Annotated in this window: 4 protein-coding genes; all 4 read left to right on the top strand. The window is 56.1% G+C overall.

The window, feature by feature from the left end; genetic code table 11:
- Positions 1-166: 166 nt before the first annotated feature.
- The 4 genes from TH468_RS02980 to TH468_RS21895 all read left to right on the top strand — a co-directional run bounded on the left by TH468_RS02980 (position 167) and on the right by TH468_RS21895 (position 18,708).
- On the top strand, positions 167-1,882 hold the full coding sequence (locus tag TH468_RS02980) for a peptidase domain-containing ABC transporter (protein ID WP_085642125.1): 1,716 nt from the start codon (positions 167-169) through the stop codon (positions 1,880-1,882).
- Positions 1,879-4,017: a peptidase domain-containing ABC transporter gene (locus tag TH468_RS02975; protein WP_085642124.1), complete on the top strand. Its 2,139-nt coding sequence runs from the start codon at positions 1,879-1,881 to the stop codon at positions 4,015-4,017. The genes TH468_RS02980 and TH468_RS02975 overlap by 4 nt, the downstream gene beginning before the upstream one ends.
- Complete coding sequence (locus tag TH468_RS02970; RefSeq protein WP_085642123.1) at positions 4,014-5,366, top strand: HlyD family type I secretion periplasmic adaptor subunit; 1,353 nt, start codon at positions 4,014-4,016, stop codon at positions 5,364-5,366. Before TH468_RS02975 ends, TH468_RS02970 begins: the two co-directional genes overlap by 4 nt.
- A 145-nt stretch (positions 5,367-5,511) precedes the next feature.
- A complete protein-coding gene (locus TH468_RS21895; RefSeq protein ID WP_085642122.1) occupies positions 5,512-18,708 on the top strand; it encodes an Ig-like domain-containing protein in 13,197 nt (4,398 codons plus the stop codon).
- Positions 18,709-18,806: the final 98 nt, after the last annotated feature.

The following is an 18,806-nucleotide window of genomic DNA, read 5'->3' as shown; positions in this document are numbered from 1 at the left end:
ACAATAATTTGATCTAACGCCAGGTAAGGCGCGAACAATATATCGGGTTGTATAATCTTCAGGATATTCTTGCTCCGGGCATGAGTATAGGCTAATCATACTATATGAAGGTATATGTTAACCCACTTTAGTATGGTTCCGCTTGGACTTGGAGAATGACGGCGTTATGAAACGCAAGCCCGGCCTGCATATCGGCACTTTATCACATCTGGGGGCTGGCCGCTTTGCCATATTGCTCGCAGCACTTGTGATCAACCTGCTTTCGCTGGCTTTGCCGGTGACCCTGCTGCAGGTCTATGATCGTGTGCTGCCCCATAATGCCATCCCGACTTTGACTTTGCTGATACTCGGGGTTTTTGGTGCGTTGGTGCTTGAAGCCGCCCTGCGTCTTGGTCGGGCCTATATATCGTCGCTGTCGGCGGCAAAGTTCGAACATAAAAGTTCGCAGGCTGCGGTTGGTCATTTGTTGGCGACCAGTCTTTCCGATTACGAAAAAACCGCACCGGGCCTGCATCTTCAGCGGCTGAACAGTCTGAATGTCCTGCGTGACTTTTATGCCGGGCAGGCAATCGGGGCGGTGATCGATCTGCCGTTCATTATCCTGTTCCTTGGTTTGATCGCCATTATCGGTGGCAAGCTTGTGCTGGTACCGCTGGGCATTCTGTTTGCCTTTATGCTGACCGCAATGATCCTGGGGCGGCGGTTGCGTCGCGCGCTTGATGAACGCAGCCAGGCCGACGAGCGGCGCTATAATTTCATTATCGAAACCCTGACCGGCATTCACACCATCAAGGCGATGGCGATGGAAAACCTGATGATCCGTCGCCATGACCAGCTGCAAATCCAGTGTTCCGAGGATGATCTTGTTGCGGCGCGCTGTGCCCATGCCGCAATCAATTCAAGTGCCAGCTTTTCGATGATCACCATGATCCTTGTTGCCGGTGTTGGCAGCCTTCTGGTTATCAATGCCGATCTGACGGTAGGCGGGCTTGCCGCCTGCACGATGCTGGCCGGGCGTTCGATCCAGCCGCTGCAACGGGCGATGGGGCTCTGGACCCAGTTCCAAAGCATTCGGGTTGCGCGTGACCGTTGTCGCGAACTTTTCCGCCTGCCGCCCGAAGATGCCGACGATGCTGCTGAAATGCCGCCGCTTGAAGGGCGTATCGAACTTGATGATGTCAGTTTCTCGCACGCGGGTGGGGACACAGTTTTTGAAAATCTGACGCTTGCGATACAGCCCGGTGAATCTGTTGCAATCACCGGTGAAAACGGCACCGGGAAAACCACCTTGTTGTGGCTTCTGATGGGGGCGTTACGCCCTGATCGCGGTTCGGTGCGGCTCGATGGTCGCGATCCCGATAAATATGCATCGGAATCGATCCGCCGCCAGATTGCCTATCTGCCGCAACATGGTGTGATGTTCAAGGGAACGATCCTTGAAAACATCACATCCTTCCGCAAGGAGATCGGCACGGATCGCGTTGTGGAAATCTCGCGGCGTCTGGGGCTTGATGAAATCGTCATGCGCATGCCCAACGGTTACGATACCGAAGTGGGCGGACAGGCATCCGAAACCCTTCCGCGCGGCGTAAAGCAGCGTATCGCCATTGCCCGTGCCCTGATCGACTATCCGCGCATCGTGCTGTTTGACGAAGCCAACAGTTCGCTTGATATCGCGGGTGACAACATTCTTGCCGGTCTTCTGATTGAACTTCGCAAACATTGTACGCTGGTGATGGTATCGCACCGACCGTCACTGATCGCACTTGCCGACAGACAATATCGCCTGATTGAAAAACGTCTGGTGCCGGTCCTGCGGCGCAGCGGCACCCAGCCGGTGATCGAGGCAGAAGAAGTCGCACGCGCAGGAGGCCGGTCATGAACATCGAAAACATGGACTTCGCGCTGAATTACCGCATGGGCCTTGCCAGCAATGACGCCCAGTCGGATTTTGACGCCTGCCTGTGGCCTTTGTTGCAGGCGCTTGGCTGGCGTGGGCTGCCCCGTCAGGTCGCAGAAGCATTGCCGCATATGGACGAGGCACTCGATCTGACCGATTTTCGCAATGTGCTGGCGAACCTGAATTACCGGTCGCGCGAAATCGATACCACATTTGATCGGATCGATGATCGGTTGATGCCCTGTCTGTTCGTGCCCGATAACGGCACCGCACTTGTGGTGATCAAGCCGGAAAATGTTGGCATCCGGGTGTTTGATGGCGGTACCAGCCGCGAAATGGTGATCAAGCCCGGCAGTCTTCCCGGTCGTTTGTTCCAGTTTACCCAGGCTGGGCGTCACGAACGGTTTTTTGAAGATGACAAACGCGGCTGGTTTGGCGGAATAACCGACCGGTTTTCCGCCCTTGGTGGACAGCTTTTGCTGATTACCCTGATGCTGAACCTGATGGCGCTGGCCAGCCCGATTTTCGTAATGGGGATCTATGACCGGGTCATTGGAACGCGGTCGATCCCCATGTTGATCCAGTTCGGGATCGGCATGGGAATTGTCCTGATCCTTGACTGGGTCCTGCGCAATCTGCGCAGCCAGATGGTCAGCCATTTTGGGGCGCGTCTTGATACCCTTGTCAGCAGTGCCATTTTTGAACGGCTTCTGTCCCTGCCACCCGCCTTTACCGAACGTGCCCCGGTCGGGGTTCAGATTTCGCGGATTCGCGATTTTGAAAGCGTCCGCGAATTCTTTAGCGGCCCGATGGCGCTTGTCATTCTGGAAATGCCCTTCCTGCCGATCTTCCTGATTGTTCTGGCGATCCTTGGGGGCTGGCTTGCGCTTATTCCGATTGGGCTGATCGTTGTTTTTGTCCTGATCGGGCTGGTGTCTTTCCCGGTGGTGTCACGACGGGTTTCGGAACTTGGTCGCAATGGGGCCAATCGTCAGGAATTCCTTGTCGAAACGGTCGGCAAGATGCAGGCGTTGAAATATACAGGCACAGAACATCGCTGGCTGTCGCGTTTCCGCGATATTTCGGCCGATACGGCTTATGCCGGGTTCCGGGTGGCAATGATCAATAATGTGATCAACACATCGGCACAGATTCTGATGGTCTCATCCGGGGCGCTTATCCTTGCCTTTGGCGCGGTTCAGGTCATGGCGGGTTCAATGACCGTCGGCGCACTTGTGGCATCGATGATGCTGGCATGGCGTATACTTGGCCCGATCAATCAGGCCTTTGTCGGTATGCCGCGGCTGGCACAGCTTCGCGGGTCTGTCCGGCAGATAAACCGTCTGATGACGCTGGCACCGGAACGTGATCTGGTGCCGCGCACGGTTGGCCAACGCCGTTTCGAAGGTAATGTCACCTTCTCGCGTGTCAGCTTCCGATATACGCCGGACTCCGATCCGGCTCTGGTCGGGGTGAATTTCGATATCAAGGCCGGACAGGTGGTTGCGGTTGTCGGATCGAACGGGGCGGGCAAGTCATCGCTGATCAAATTGATCGCCGGGATGTATCAGCCACAGGCCGGGGCGGTTCTGATCGACGGCGCGGACATCCGCCAGATGGATCCGCAAACCTTGCGCCAGTCCATTTCCTATGTGCCGCAGGATGTTGAATTTTTCCGTGGATCAATTGCGCAAAACCTGCGCCTTGCCAATCCGATTGCATCGCCCGATGAATTGCGGATGGCCTGTATGTCGGCGGGAATTCTTTCCGAAATCGAAGCTCTGCCCGACGGTTTTGAAACCCGGATCGGTGATCAGCATTCCTCGCGCTTTTCGACAAGCTTCCTGCAACGCCTGGCACTCGCGCGTGCCTTCGTCCGCGAAGCACCGATCATCCTGTTTGACGAGCCGACCAATGGTCTGGATCAAAAAGCGGATCGGGCGTTCCAGCATGCGATCAACCGCCTGCGCGGTGGATCGACGATTTTCCTGATTACCCATCGGCCAAGCCACCTTGATCTGGCCGATCGCATTATTGTTCTTGAAGCCGGACAGGTGCGCGCCGATGCGCCGCCTGCACGCATCAAGCAGCAGGTGCTTGACGGAGGTTTCCTATGAGCGAAGCAGTTCAGAATACCGCAATCGAACGGTTCCGCCAGTCGCGCCGCATGGCACGCTATCTGTCACATGCCGTGTTGCTTGAAGAAGGCGGCATTTCGGTTTTTGTCCGTTCGGCAATGGTGATGCTTTCGGTTGGCTTCATCGCGCTGGTCGCGTGGGCGGCAACCACCCAGATCAAGGAAACGGCAACCACCTTCGGGCAGGTCATGCCGACCGGGGCTGTTAACAAAATTCAGCATCTTGAAGGCGGCATCATTTCCGAAATCATGGTGCGCGACGGTGATCTGGTCGAAAAAGACCAGGTTCTGATGCGATTGAAACCCGAAGCATCGCAGGCCGAACTGTCGCAGGCCGAAACCAGACTGGCCAGTCTGCGTCTTGAAGCGGAACGTTATCGCGCACTGGCCGAATCGCGTGATCCCGACTTCACCCAGCTGATGGACCAGTATCCGGAGCTGGCAAAAAACCAGCAGGAAATCTATCGGATCAAAACCGATCTTGATAGCAGCCAGCGCGAAATCCTTGACGTTCAGATCAAGGAACGGAACGCCGAACTGGCCCAGCTCCAGCAGCAGGAAGGGACTTTGCGCCGCTCTGTCGAACTGCTTAACCAAGAAGTGACGATGCGCCGCTCGCTTTATGAACAGGGGCTGAATTCCAAGGTCCTGTTCCTCAATATCCAGCGTGAATTGAACGAAGCGCAGGGCAATCTTTCAAGTGTCATTGCGGAAATGGCGCGTGCGCGCGAAACCATCGCCGAAGCCAATCTGCGGCAGAACGAACTTCAAAACAGCCAGCGCGAGGAAGCGTTGAGTGAACTGGGGCGGCTTGGCGGCGAAATTGCCCAGGCCGATGAAGCACTGCGCAAGCTTAAGGACCGTGTCGCGCGACTTGAAATCCGCGCTCCGTCCAAGGGCTATATCAAGGGGCTGCAATTTACCACGATTGGCGGGGTGATTGCCCCGGCACAGGTGGTCATGGAACTGGTTCCGACCGATGATACATTGGTCGCGGAAACCCGGATTTCGACCGAGGATATCGGTCATGTTCATCTTGGACAGCCGGTGACTGTTAAAGTCAGCGCATTTGACTATATACGATATGGTAGTATCAGTGGTGAATTGGTATCGATATCGGCCTCTACTTTTGTTGATGAAGATGGCCGACCGTATTATAAAGGACGGGTGGCACTTGATTCTGACCGGGTCGGTGAAGGTGCCCGCGCTCAGCCGATTATCCCTGGCATGACGGTTCAGGCCGACATCCAGACGGGTGAAAGGACATTGCTGCAATATCTGCTCAAGCCGGTTTATGTCTCGCTTGATCAGGCATTTAGCGAACGCTGAGTTTTCATAATGGTCCCGCTGGAAATGTTCATTTCATTTCTACTGCCTGGCCGCACGTTTCTCTGGTAAAACAGAGAATTCTATACTTTTGTATGGAAATGCGGATCAGGAATTCCCTTCCCGCATTTCTCGGAGAATGGGCTAGATGGCGGACGATCCTCGCGACGCAGAAGACACTCGCAACGAACTGGGCGGAAACCGGGCAGATGCCGGTACCGTCGGTGATGATCTTATGCGTGATGATCGCAGTGGCGATGACGCGGATGAGCATGTCGAACTGCATGGTGATCAGAATGGCGATGGCGGCATTCCCAACGAACAGTTGGGCAGTGTTCATTATGGCAATCAGGTCAATAATCCGCAGGGCGAACAGCAACGCGAGTTCCGCCGGCGCAACGCGGGTGATCAACGGGTCGAGGAAACAACCCAGGCCGACGCCACGGAAAAGCAGACACAGGCTGAGGCCGAGCGGGTCGAGCTTGAAAACAATATCGATACGGTTGGCGAGGGCGCTGAAACTGCTGGCGGCAGCTCAGGAAACGACCCGGTTTACCTGCGGTCAAACGATGCAGGTGGTACTGATAACCCGCAACCGATTTCAACACCCGATACGACCATTGTGCCCGGCGCCCGCGAAGGCGGTGGTGGCCGCTCAGGTGAAAATATTGAAACTGATTTTGCGTCCCGGTCCGCACCGGCATCAGAGGCTGCTGTTGCGGCGGCTGATGTAAGTGCGACGGCTTCCGCCGAACTGGACGAGGTTCTGGAACTCGAAATCCAGAACGAGGTGCCAAAAGTCGCCGACGCACCAAGCCTTTCTGCCACGGATGTTACCGGTGACGAAGACAGTGCGATCTCGCTTGATGTCTCTGCCGCTCTTCGTGACCTTGACGGCGGGAACGAAACCCTCTCAATCACGATTTCTGGTGTGCCAGAAGGGGCGGTTTTATCGGCCGGCACGGATAACGGCGATGGCACATGGTCACTGACATCAGGCCAGCTTGCGGGCCTGACGATCACGCCCGCTGAGAACTACAACGGCAGCTTCGATCTTTCGGTGACCGCGACCAGCACCGAGGCCAATGGCAGCACATCATCGACAAGCACAAGCTTCACGGTCGATGTCGAAGCCGTTGCCGATGGTGCAACGCTTGATGTCAGCGATGCCGCCGGTGCCGAAGACGGTGCGATTGCACTCTCGATTGATACCGAACTGCTTGATGCGAACGAGGGCATCTCGATCACCATCTCAGGCGTGCCCGATGGCGCAACCCTGTCCGCCGGAACCGACAATGGTGACGGCACCTGGACCCTTGATGTTGCCGATCTCGACGGCTTGACGATCACACCGGGCGAAAATTTCAGCGGCAGCTTCGACCTGACCGTATCTGTCACGACAACTGACGGCACCGACAGCGCAGTCGTAGTCGAAGAGATTACGGTTGATGTTGCGGGGATCGCAGACGCGCCGACATTGGATGTGTCGGATGCGAGCGGGTCCGAAGACAGTGCGATTGCGCTCGATATTGACGCAGGCCTGACGGACAGCTCCGAAGTTCTAACCGTTACGATTAGTGGCGTGCCGGATGGTGCGACCTTGTCTGCCGGTACCGATAACGGTGATGGCAGCTGGACACTGTCGGCGGCTGACCTGAACGGCCTGACGATCACGCCAGCGGATGATTTCAGCGGATCGTTTGATCTGACAGTCACCGCCCAATCCGCGGATGGCAGCGACATTGCCACAGCGACGGATACGATTACGGTTGATGTTGCCGGTGTCGCCGATACGCCGACGTTGGATGTTTCGTATGCATCTGGCAACGAAGATTCTGCGATTGCACTCGATATTGACGCGGGCCTGACGGACAGCTCCGAAGTTCTCACCGTTACGATCAGCGACGTTCCGGATGGTGCAACCCTATCGGCAGGAACCGATAATGGTGATGGCAGTTGGACGCTGTCAGCAACCGACCTGAACGGTCTGACGATCACACCAGCGGATGACTTCAGCGGATCGTTTGATCTGACGGTGACCGCGCAGTCAGCGGATGGTGAAGATGTTGCGACGAGCAGCGGTACGATCACTGTTGATGTTGCCGGTGTCGCCGATGCGCCGACGTTGGATGTTTCGGATGCATCTGGCAACGAAGATTCGGCCATAGCACTTGATATCGACGCGGGTCTGACGGATTCCAGCGAAGTGCTGACGGTGACCATCTCAGGTGTTCCGGAAGGGGCAACCTTGTCCGCCGGAACCAACAACGGCGATGGCAGCTGGACATTATCTGCTGCCGACCTGAATGGTCTGACGATTACACCAGCGGATGACTTCAGCGGATCGCTTGACCTGACGGTCACCGCGCAGTCGGCTGATGGTGACGATTTTGCAACCACAACAGGCAGCATTACGGTTGATGTTGCAGGTGTTGCCGATGCTCCGACGCTGGAAGTTTCGGATGCATCTGGTAACGAAGATTCGGCCATTACGCTCGATATTGACACAGGCCTGACGGACAGCTCCGAAGTTCTAACCGTTACGATCAGCGGCGTGCCAGAAGGTGCGACCTTGTCTGCCGGTAGCGATAACGGTGATGGCAGCTGGACATTATCTGCTGCCGACCTGAACGGTCTGACGATCACACCAGCGGATGACTTCAGCGGATCGTTTGATCTGGCTGTGACGGCGCAGTCATCGGATGGTGAAGATGTTGCGACCACAACAGGCAGTATTACGGTTGATGTCGCGGGTGTTGCCGATACTCCGACGTTGGATGTCTCTGACACCAGTGGTTCGGAAGATTCTGCCATAGCACTTGATATCGATGCGGGTCTGACGGATTCCAGCGAAGTCCTGACGGTAACCATCTCTGGTGTGCCTGAAGGTGCGAACCTGTCTGCGGGTACTGATAATGGTGACGGTAGCTGGACTCTGAGTTCCGATCAGCTCGCAGGCCTGACGATCACACCAGCGGATGATTTTAGCGGGTCGTTTGATCTGACAGTCACTGCGCAGTCAGCGGATGGTGAAGATGTTGCGATGAGCAGCGGTACGATCACTGTTGATGTTGTCGGTGTCGCCGATGCGCCGACGTTGGATGTTTCGGATGCATCTGGCAACGAAGATTCTGCGATTGCACTCGATATTGACGCGGGCCTGACGGACAGCTCCGAAGTTCTCACCGTTACGATCAGCGACGTTCCGGATGGTGCAACCCTATCGGCAGGAACCGATAATGGTGATGGCAGTTGGACGCTGTCAGCAACCGACCTGAACGGTCTGACGATCACACCAGCGGATGATTTCAGTGGATCGTTTGATCTGACGGTGACCGCGCGGTCAGCGGATGGTGAAGATGTTGCGACGAGCAGCGGTACGATCACTGTTGATGTTGCCGGTGTCGCCGATGCGCCGACTTTGAACGTCTCTGAGTCGAGTGGTTCGGAAGATTCCGCCATCGCGCTGGATATTGATGCTGGTCTCACGGACTCTAGCGAAGTTTTGACCGTCACGATTAGCGGAGTTCCGGAAGGCGCAACCCTGTCGGCGGGCACCGACAATGGTGATGGCACATGGACGCTGGGTTCGGATGACCTTGACGGTTTGACGATCACGCCTGCTGAAGACTTCAGCGGCTCGTTTGATCTCAACGTGACCGCCCAGTCTGCCGATGGTGAAGATGTTGCGACGAGTAGTGGCACGATCACGGTAGATGTTGCTGGTGTAGCCGATGCGCCGACTTTGGGTGTGTCAGATGCCAATGGCTCTGAAGATTCTGCTATCGCTCTGGATATTGATGCCGGTCTGACCGATGCCAGTGAAGTTATGACAGTCACCATCTCCGGTGTGCCGGATGGTGCGACTCTGTCTGCGGGTACCGATAATGGCGATGGCAGCTGGACACTGTCGGCGGCTGACCTGAACGGTCTGAAGATTACCCCGCCAGACGAGTATTGGGGATCATTTGACCTCGGTGTGACGGTGACTTCCACCGATGGATCAGACAGCCAGAGCGTTTCGAATACCATAACCGTTGATGTCATATCGGACGGGCGCGAAACCATCATTGGCAGCGATGGCAAGGATCAGATCACCGGCGGTGATACCGACGATTACATCGAAGGTGGCTGGGATCATGACAGCATCGCCTCGGGTGCGGGCGACGATACGGTATATGGTGGTGATGGCCATGACACGATTGATGCCGGTGCCGGAGACGACAGCGTTTATGGCGGTACCGGGCACGATACGATTGCCGGTGGCGAGGGGAATGATTACCTCGACGGTGGCAGTGGCGAAGACATCATCACTGGTGGTGCAGGGGATGATACCCTTGAAGGCGGTAGCGGCAACGACACGCTTGACGGGGGCGAAGGCACCGATGTGCTGTCGGGCGGTTCGTGGGATGATACGCTGATCGGATCGGGCGGCGATACGCTTGATGGCGGATCGGGCAACGACATTCTTGAATATACGATCGAGCCCGAAAGCGGACAGACCGGCCTTGTCGATGGCAGCGGTGATACCGACATTCTCAAGCTTCATCTGACAGGAGAACAGCTTTCCGTTCCGGATGTCCTGAGTGCTTTGCAGGAACTGCAAAATCACATCGATGGCGGAGAGCGGAGCAGTCTGACACTCGCCGCACTTGGCGTTGAGGTTGTGAATATAGAAGAGCTTCAGGTCTTTGTTGACGGTGAAGCTTTCAACCCGCTTGCCGATGCGCCGGAGCTTGAGGTGGACAATGCCTCGGGCAACGAGGATACGGCAATAGCACTCGATATTGATGCCGCGCTTTCGGATGCGACCGAGACGTTGAGTGTGACGATTTCCGGCGTGCCGGAGGGTGCGACCCTGTCGGCGGGAACCGACAACGGTGATGGCAGCTGGACCTTAAACCCGGAACAACTTGAAGGGCTTGCAATTACGCCCCCTAAGAATTACGCGGGCAGCTTTGATCTGACGGTCAGGGCCACATCCGTGGCAGGTGGCGATAGTGCGACGACCGAGACTTCTGTCACGGTCAATGTTTCCGGTGTTGCGGATGCTCCGATCCTTGAAGTTTCAGACGCTTCGGGTGCCGAGGACAGCGCCATTGCACTGGATATCGATGCAGGTCTTGCAGATGCATCTGAAATACTGACCATCACGATTAGTGGCGTTCCGGATGGCGCTACCCTGTCTGCGGGTACCTATAATGGCGATGGCAGCTGGACATTATCTGCTGCCGACTTGAATGGTCTGACGATCACGCCAGCGGACGACTTCAGCGGATCGTTTGATCTGATGGTGACCGCGCAGTCAGCGGATGGTGAAGATGTTGCAACTTCGACGGATACGATCACGGTTGATGTTGCAGCCGTTGCAGATGCCCCGACGCTGGAAGTTTCGAACGCTTCGGGTGCCGAAGACAGTGCTATTGCGCTTGATATTGATGCTGGTCTAACAGATGCATCTGAAGTTCTGACCATCACGATCTCCGGCGTTCCGGACGGAGCGACTTTGTCGGCGGGTACTAACAATGGTGATGGCACATGGACGCTGGGTTCGGGTGATCTGGAAGGACTGACGATCACGCCTGCTGAAGACTTCAGTGGATCGTTTGACCTGACGGTGACCGCGCAGTCTGCGGATGGCGAAGATGTCGCCACCATAACGGATACGATTACGGTTGATGTGGCAGGCGTCGCAGATGCTCCGACACTTGATATTGCGAATGCATCCGGCAGCGAAGATTCAGCCATCGCGCTCGACATTGATGCTGGTCTAACAGATTCATCTGAAGTTCTGACTGTAACCATCTCCGGGGTGCCGGATGGTGCGACTTTGTCTGCCGGAACCGATAATGGTGACGGCAGTTGGACATTGTCTGCTGCGGATCTGAACGGTCTGACGATCACGCCAGCGGATGACTTTAGCGGATCGTTTGATCTGACAGTGAGCGCGCAGTCTGCGGATGGCGAAGACGTCGCCACCATGACGGATACGATTACGGTTGATGTTACCGGTGTTGCAGATGCGCCAACATTGGAGATCTCTGACGCCAGTGGTTTGGAAGATTCGGCTATTGCACTGGATATCGACGCCGGTCTGACAGACGGTTCCGAAGTTCTCTCCATTACGATCTCGGGTGTTCCGGAGGGGGCAACCCTGTCTGCGGGCACCGACAATGGTGATGGAAGCTGGACGCTGAATTCGACCGAGCTTGAAGGGCTTACAATCCGACCGCCAGAAAATTACAGCGGCAGCTTTGATATCGATATTACCGCAACATCTGCTGATGGTGTTGATATTGCGACGGTTTCCGACACGATTATGGTCAATGTTGCCGCGGTGGCCGATTTGCCGTTGCTTGAGGTACTTGATGCGTCAGGTGATGAAGGTACGACAATCGCCCTTGATATCGACGCGATCCTTACGGATGCATCCGAGATACTTTCCGTCACAATCGCAGGCGTGCCGGACGGTGCGGTTTTGTCTGCGGGCACCAACAATGGTGACGGGTCATGGACATTGAGTGCAGCCGATCTTGAAGGACTGACAATAACACCGGGCAACAGTTATTCCGGATCTTTCGATCTGAGCGTTACCGCGACTTCTGTTGATGGCGATGACAGCCAGAGTGTTTCGCAGAACCTGACCGTCGAGGTGATCGACAACCCGAATGATACGGTGATCGGCACCGGTGGTCGCGATACGATCATTACCGGTGACGGCAACGACTATATCGATGCGGCCGGCGGCAATGACAAAATTTCGTCGGGTGCAGGTGACGACACGATCCATGGCGGTAGTGGCAAGGATATCATTGATGCGGGCACCGGCGATGACACCATCTATGGCGATGGCGGGCGTGACACGATCTATGCCGGTGACGGTGATGACTATGTCGAAGCCGGAAGCTCTGACGATATTGTCTATGGTGGGGCTGGCAACGACACCATTTATGGCGGTGGTGGCAAAGATACGATTTCCGGTGGCGACGGTGATGATTACATAGAAGCCGGGAACGCCAATGACGTCGTGAATGGTGATGCGGGCAATGACACCATTCTGGGTGGTTCGGGCAAGGATACCCTGGATGGGGGAGACGGCACGGACACGCTTTATGGCGGTAATTCGGACGACAAGCTGACAGGGTCGGGCGATGATAGCCTTTATGGCGAGGCCGGAAATGACGAGATCAATTACACCGTCGATCTGAGCGCAGAGGGAACCGGCATTGTCGATGGCGGTTCAAACACCGATACATTGAAGCTTTATCTGAGTTCGGATCAGCTTTCAGGCGATGGTGTTCTTGAAGCATTGCAGGACCTGAAGGCCCATGTCGAAAGCGGAGATGGCGGCAGCCTGATGCTTGACGCACTCGGGGTCGAGGTCAGCAATATCGAGAATCTCGAAATCTATGTCGATGGTGCGTCCTATAACCCCGCGGCAGAGACTCCGGCACTGGATGTTGTCGATGCCACGGGTGCCGAGGATGGCGGCGCGATTGCCCTTGATATTGATGCATCGCTTGGCGACACAACCGAAATCCTGAGCATCACCATTTCAGGTGTGCCGGAAGGCGCCACCCTGTCCGCCGGTACCAATAATGGCGATGGCAGTTGGACGCTGGAGGCCGCAGATATTGAAGGTCTGACGATTACACCAGCCGACGATTACAGCGGTGCATTCGATCTTACCGTTACGGCAACTTCAAGTGCTGGCGATGACAGTGCATCGACCAGCCAGGTCATCAATGTTGATGTCAGTGCAGTTGCAGATACACCGACTTTGACCGTGTCGGATGCATCGGGCAGCGAAGACAGCGCGATTGATCTGGATGTCGATGCGGGGCTGACAGATACCAGCGAAACGATGACCATCACCATCAGTGGTGTTCCCGATGGGGCCAGCCTGTCGGCCGGGACCAGCAACGGTGACGGCAGCTGGACATTGAGCGCGAGTGATCTTGAAGGCCTGAGCATCACCCCGAGCGGTGATTACAGCGGCAGCTTTGATCTGACCGTCACGGTAACATCGCAGGACGGCAACGACACGGCATCGATCAGCGACACCATTACGGTTGCTGTCGCCGGTGTCGCGGACCAACCCACACTTGATGTGTCAAATGTGTCCGGCACCGAAGACAGTGCCATCACGCTTGATATTGATGCGGGTCTAACAGATAGCTCTGAAGTCCTGACGGTCACGATCTCCGGTGTGCCGGAAGGTGCGACCTTGTCCGCTGGTACCGATAATGGCGATGGCAGCTGGACTTTGAGTTCGGATGACCTCGAAGGGCTGACGATCACGCCTGAGCATGACTTCAGCGGCTCGTTTGATCTGACTGTCACCGCGCAGTCTGCGGATGGCGAAGATGCTGCAGCGACCAGCAGTACTATTACGATTGATGTTTCTGGTGTTGCTGATGCCCCGACCCTTGAAGTTTCGAACGCTTCGGGTGCCGAAGACAGCTCCATCGCTCTCGACATTGATGCGGCTCTGGCGGATGGCTCCGAAGTCCTCACGGTCACGATCTCCGGTGTGCCGGACGGCGCGACCCTGTCGGCAGGGGTCGATAATGGCGATGGCAGTTGGACATTGTCGGCTGCGGACCTGAACGGTCTGACGATTACGCCAGCGGATGACTTTTCTGGCAGCGTCGAGCTTGGTGTGACGGCAACGTCTGCCGATGGCGAAGATATTGCGACGACAACCGGTTCAATCACAGTGGATGTCGCAGGTGTCGCAGATGCGCCGACACTTGATGTCGCGAACGCCAAGGGTTCTGAAGACAGTGCCATTGCGCTGGATATCGATGCTGGCCTGACAGACGCATCTGAAATCCTGACCGTCACGATTAGTGGTGTTCCGGAAGGTGCGGCCTTGTCGGCGGGTACCGATAATGGCGATGGTAGCTGGACTCTGTCTGCTTCCGACCTGAATAGCCTGACAATTACCCCAGCTAATGACTTTAGCGGATCGTTTGATTTGACGGTAACCGCGCAGTCGGCAGATGGCAGCGACATTGCGACAGCGACGGATACGATCACGGTTGACGTCACAGGTGTAGCAGATTTACCGACGCTTGATGCCGCAGATGCCTCTGGCTCCGAAGACAGCGCGATTGCGCTGGATATCGATGCCGGTCTGGTAGACAGCTCCGAAGTTCTGACGGTCACGATCACTGGTGTGCCAGAAGGTGCAACCTTGTCGGCTGGAACCAATAATGGTGATGGCAGTTGGACGCTGTCAGCAACCGACCTCAACGGCCTGTCGATTACCCCGGCAGAGGATTTTAGTGGTTCATTTGATCTGATCGTCACCGCACAATCTGCGGATGGCAGCGACATTGCGACAGCGACGGATACGATTACGGTTGATGTTGCAGGTGTTGCCGATGAACCAACGTTGGATGTTGCGGATGCATCTGGCAACGAAGATTCTGTCATTGCGCTGAATATCGATGCCGGTCTGACGGATTCCAGCGAAGTTCTCACCGTTACGATTAGTGGCGTGCCAGAAGGTGCGACCTTGTCTGCGGGTACAGATAACGGTGATGGCAGCTGGACTCTGTCATCTGCCGACCTGAACGGTCTGACTATTACACCAGCGGATGATTTTAGCGGATCGTTCGATCTGGCGGTGACCGCGCAGTCAGCGGATGGCAGCGACATTGCGACAGCGACGGATACGATTACGGTTGATGTTGCAGGTGTTGCCGATGAACCGACGTTGGATATTGCGGATGCATCTGGGAATGAAGATTCTGTCATTGCACTGGATATCGATGCCGGTCTGACAGACAACTCCGAAGTTCTGACGGTTACGATCAGTGGTGTGCCAGAAGGTGCAACCTTGTCGGCTGGAACCAATAATGGTGACGGCAGCTGGACGCTGTCAGCAACCGACCTCAACGGCCTGTCGATTACCCCGGCGGAGGATTTTAGTGGTTCATTTGATCTGATCGTCACCGCGCAGTCTGCTGATGGCAGCGATATCGCCACCGCTACGGAGACGATTACGGTTGATGTTGCGGGTGTCGCCGATGCGCCGACACTGGAAGTATCCGATGCAAGCGGATACGAAGACAGGACAATTGCGCTGGATATCGATGCGGGCGTAACGGATTCGAGCGAAACATTGACCGTTACCATTTCCGGCGTCCCGGATGGTGCAACCCTGTCGGCAGGCACAAATAATGGTGATGGAAGTTGGACTCTTGATGCCGGTGACCTTGATGGTCTCAAGATACGTCCGGCTCACAATTATAGTGGTTCGTTTGATCTTGTGGTCACGGCGCAATCTGCGGATGGAACCGATATCGCAAGTGCGACTGGAGTCATTACGGTCGATGTTGCGGGCGTTGCGGACAGGCCATTGCTTGATGTGTCTGATGCATCTGGTAACGAAGATTCAGCTATCGCTCTGGATATTGATGCATCCCTCACCGATGATAGTGAAGTTCTGACCGTAACGATCAGTGGTGTTCCGGACGGAGCAAGCTTGTCTGCTGGTACCGATAATGGTGATGGAAGCTGGACTCTTGAGGCCGGTGACCTTGAAGGCCTGACAATCACCCCGCCTGAAAACTTTAGTGGTTCTTTCGACCTTTCTGTTGTTGCCCGGTCCACAGACGGAGATTCTTCGGCATCGACATCAGACCCAATTCGGTTAACGCGGCCCCCACGTTTTGGGGGTAACACGATCACAGTAGAGGTCACGGGGGTTGCCGATGCCCCGACATTGGACGTTTCTGACACCAGTGGTTCGGAAGATACGGCGATTACGCTCGATATTGATGCGGGCCTGACGGATAGCTCCGAAGTTTTGACCGTTACGATCAGCGGCGTGCCAGAGGGCGCGACCCTGTCAGCCGGTACCGATAACGGTGATGGCAGCTGGACTCTAAGTCCCGATCAGCTTGCAGGACTGACGATTACCCCGTCGGATGATTTCTCTGGCAGCTTCGAGCTTGGAGTGACGGCAACGTCTGCCGATGGCGAAGATATCGCGACCACAACAGGCAGCATTACGGTTGATGTTGCAGGTATTGCCGATGCGCCGACGCTGGATGTCTCTGACGCCAGTGGTTCGGAAGATTTGGCCATTACGCTCGATATTGACGCGGGCCTGACGGATAGCTCCGAAGTTCTAAATGTCACGATCAGCGGCGTTCCGGAAGGTGCGACCTTGTCTGCGGGTACCGATAACGGTGACGGCAGCTGGACACTGTCGGCGGCTGATCTGAACGGTCTGATGATCACGCCAGCGGACGACTTCAGCGGATCCTTTAATCTGGCGGTCACCGCGCAGTCAGCGGATGGTAAAGATGTTGCGACGAGCAGCGGCACGATCACTGTTGATGTTACGGGTGTGGCGGATGCGCCGACGTTGGATGTCTCTGACGCCAGTGGTTCGGAAGATTCAGCCATTGCACTCGATATTGATGCGGGCCTGACGGATAGCTCCGAAGTTCTAACCGTTACGATTAGTGGCGTGCCAGAAGGTGCGACGTTGTCTGCCGGTACCGATAACGGTGACGGCAGTTGGACGCTGGCAGCAACCGACCTGAACGGTCTGACAATCACACCAGCGGATGATTTCAGCGGGTCGTTTGATCTGGCGGTCACCGCGCAGTCTGCGGATGGCGAAGATGTTGCGGCGAGCAGCGGTACGATTACGGTTGATGTTGCCGGTGTCGCAGATGCGCCGACACTTGATCTGTCTGATGCCAGTGGGGACGAGGGCAATGCTGTTGCGCTTGATATCGACGCAGGCCTGACCGACAGCAGCGAGACCCTGACGATTATCATCAGTGGTGTGCCAGGTGGGGCGACCCTGTCTGCCGGGACTGATAACGGGAACGGTACCTGGACGCTGAGTGCGGCACAGTTGAGTGGCCTGACCCTGACACCGGCAAGTGATTATTTCGGCACGTTCGAGCTGATGGTCTCGGCTCAGTCACGTGATGGCAGCGATACCGCCACAACAACCGCGATCCTTCTGGTCACGATTGAGGAAGAAGCCGCCGATCCGAATGAAACCCGCTGGGGCACGGAAGCAGACGAGATGTTCCAGACCGGTTCCGGCAACGATACCATCGGCGCGGGTGGCGGTCATGACACCATCTGGACCAATGCGGGCAATGATACGATCTGGGCCGGAAACGGCAATGACGTGATTTATGCCGGTGACGGTGATGACAGCATCACCGGCGATGGCGGAAACGACTATATCAATGCCGGTGCAGGTAACGACATCGTCCATGGTGGCGAGGGCACAAACACTGTCTATGCCGGTGAGGGGAATGACTATGTCACCGGCGGCAGCGGCGATGACAAAATCCATGCCAGCGGCGGTGACAATATCATCTATGCCGGAGAAGGTACGAACACCGTTCAGACCGGTGCTGGTAACGACACCATCTATACCGGTAGCGGCAATGACACCATTGTTGGCGGTGATGGCAACAACATCGTCAATGCAGGTGAAGGCGATAACCGCATCTGGACCGGGACCGGCAATGACACGATCAGTGTCGGAAGCGATGACGATTATATCGATGCCGGGGATGGCGACAACACGATCACGGGCGGCGAAGGCCGCAATACCATCCTTGGCGGCAGTGGCGATGACAGCATCACGACCGGCAGCGGTAAGGATACGGTCGCGTCTGGTGACGGTGATGATCGCATTGATGTTGGCGGCGGGGATAATACCGTATGGGGCGAGGGCGGCAACGACTCGATCCATGGCGGATATGGTGATGACACTTTCCTTGGCGGTGACGGTAACGACATCCTGAACGCGGACGGCGGATCGAACTATTTTGACGGCGGATCGGGCAACGATACGCTAACCACCGGCTGGGGGCGCGATACGCTGTATGGCGGATCGGGTGACGACACGATTGATGGTGGTGGCGACAAAGACCGTCTTTATGGTGACGACGGAAATGACACCCTGATTGGCGGTGCGGGGAAAGATACCCTGTCCGGTGGTGCCGGGAATGACATGCTGCTGGGTGGGGATGATGACGACACGCTGATTGGCGGCACCGGCGATGACCAGCTTTACGGTGGTGGCGGGTCGGATCTGTTTATTTTCAACATGGGTGACGGGGCGGACCATGTGGACGGTGGGGCCAATGGATGGACCACCGATACCATCGAATTGCATAGTGCCAATGGTGGCAATATCGATTCGAGTGACTGGACCCTGGTTCTGGATGAAGGCAGCATTACGAAATCGAAGCACAACTATATGGAACTCTCCACCGATTCGTCGGGAACCATTGTGTTTTCTGATGGAACCGAGTTGACATTTTCCAATGTCGAACGTATCGAGTGGTGACGAAAAGACGATTTGGATGCCGTCGGGACGCAATCTCGGCGGCATTGTCGGTTTTCTGGGGGAACTCACCCTGTCGCGATTGACAGCCATGGTGTGAA

The sequence above is a fragment of the Thalassospira sp. MCCC 1A03138 genome (assembly GCF_002115785.1).
GTDB lineage: Bacteria > Pseudomonadota > Alphaproteobacteria > Rhodospirillales > Thalassospiraceae > Thalassospira.
Note: the sequence above shows the minus strand (reverse complement) of the source record. Positions and strands in the feature narration are given on the sequence as shown.

What these genes read in the sequence shown, in the direction of transcription:
- TH468_RS02970 (WP_085642123.1), top strand. Translation starts at nt 4,014, where the DNA reads ATGAGCGAAGCAGTTCAGAATACCGCAATCGAACGGTTCCGCCAGTCG.
- TH468_RS21895 (WP_085642122.1), top strand. Translation starts at nt 5,512, where the DNA reads ATGGCGGACGATCCTCGCGACGCAGAAGACACTCGCAACGAACTGGGC.
- TH468_RS02980 (WP_085642125.1), top strand. Translation starts at nt 167, where the DNA reads ATGAAACGCAAGCCCGGCCTGCATATCGGCACTTTATCACATCTGGGG.
- TH468_RS02975 (WP_085642124.1), top strand. Translation starts at nt 1,879, where the DNA reads ATGAACATCGAAAACATGGACTTCGCGCTGAATTACCGCATGGGCCTT.